General features: G+C 70.4%; 2 protein-coding genes. One reads left to right on the top strand and one right to left on the bottom strand.

The genetic code is table 11. The annotated features are described in order from the left end of the window. Positions 1-850: Lnb N-terminal periplasmic domain-containing protein (locus D7V88_RS41375; protein ID WP_120545944.1), on the top strand; the 850-nt coding region annotated here is incomplete at its 5' end. Between the two features lie 9 nt (positions 851-859). Here the strand turns inward: D7V88_RS41375 and D7V88_RS41380 are convergent. Beyond that, on the bottom strand, positions 860-1,559 hold a 700-nt coding region (locus D7V88_RS41380; RefSeq protein ID WP_120545945.1), incomplete at its 5' end, for a hypothetical protein.

Here is a 1,559-nt window from a genome sequence, read left to right on the forward strand (position 1 = left end):
GCGGTGGCGTTCGCGCCGCTGGGGTGTGGCGGTGGTGCTGGCGGGCTGCGCGGCCGTGTATGGCTGGGTGCGCACCGAGCAGCCCTCCAACTCACGCGACTGGGCGCCGGACCTGGCGCGCGCGCCGTGGGCTGAAATCGCGGGCACGCAGGTGACGCTCCACGAGGTGCGCGACTTCCGCTACCGCAGCACCACCGACTGGGAGCCGGCCTGGTACACGGCCACCTACGACACGGACGCACTCACGGGGGCGTCGTTCATCGTGGAGCCCTTCTCCAGGTTCTACGGCGCGGCGCACACGATGGTGTCCTTCAGCTTCCAGGACGGCCGCCACGTGGTGTTCTCCGTGGAGGTGCGGCGGGAGAAGGGGGAGACGTTCTCCGCGGTGGGCGGCTTGTTCCGCCGCTTCGAGCTGGCCTACGTCGTGGGCGACGAGCGGGACCTCATCCAGCTTCGTTCCAACCACCGGCACGACACCGTGTATCTGTATCCGGTGCAGGCGTCTAAGGAGCGCGTCACCGCGTTCTTCCTGGACATGGTGCAGCGGATGAACGGGCTGAAGACGGCGCCGGAGTTCTACGACACGCTCACCAGCAACTGCACCACCAACCTGGTGCGCCACTTCGAGAAGGTGGCCACGAAGGACGTGCCGTACGACCACCGCACACTGATGCCCGCGTTCGCGGATGAGCTGGCGTACGAGCTGGGCATCATCGACACGGACGTGCCGCTGGAGCAGGTCCGCTCGCGCTACCACATCAACGCGCGCGCCCTGGCGGCGCAGGGGCAGGACGACTTCTCCCAGCGCATCCGCGCCCCCGAAGCCACCGCCACCGCCCCGGCGCCCTGACGTCAGGGGCTAAGCGGGCTTCAGGTCGCCCTGGAGGTGGCGCTCGTAGTGGCCCTCCAGCGCGGTGAAGTAGCCGCGCTCCTCCCACAGCTCCTGGAGGAGCCGGTCGGTGAGGGACTTCACCTCCGCGCTCTCGCCTTCGCGGTCGGGCACGCGGGGGCCCTTCTTCGGATCCAACAGGGCGCGGGTGGCCTCCGCCATCAGGAGCCGGCTGCTCCGGAAGAGCCGGCGCAGGGCCTGGTTGATGGGGCGGGCGTCCACCTCCTTGCAGGCGGCGATGATGGCGGCCTGCACCCTGCGGGGCGCATCCCCCTGGAGGGAGGTGGCGTCCAGGTCGCCGCGCTCCAGGGCGTGGTGCAGCAGGTAACCGTGGTGCAGGCACACGGAGGTGAGGTCCACGCAGTCCTTCACCCAGAGGACGAAGAAGACCTTGCGGAACACCTTGCGCACCGGGAAGAGGGCCACGGCCTTCAGATAGGACAGGAGCCGTCCGCCCAGGCCGCGGGCCTCGTGGGAGCCGGCCAGCAGCTCCACGGCCTTGTCCGGGGCCTTGAGGCCCTTCTCCTTGAGCTGGTCGCGCACGGCCTGCTCGCGCACCTGGCGCAGGGCGTAGTCGTCCAGGAAGGGCACGGGGATGAGCGGGGTGAGCCCGGCCGCCACGGCGTGGAAGGCCACGCGGGCGAGCGAGGGCGGCACGGCGGTGGGAGGG

This window comes from Corallococcus terminator, from assembly GCF_003611635.1.
Taxonomy (GTDB): domain Bacteria; phylum Myxococcota; class Myxococcia; order Myxococcales; family Myxococcaceae; genus Corallococcus; species Corallococcus terminator.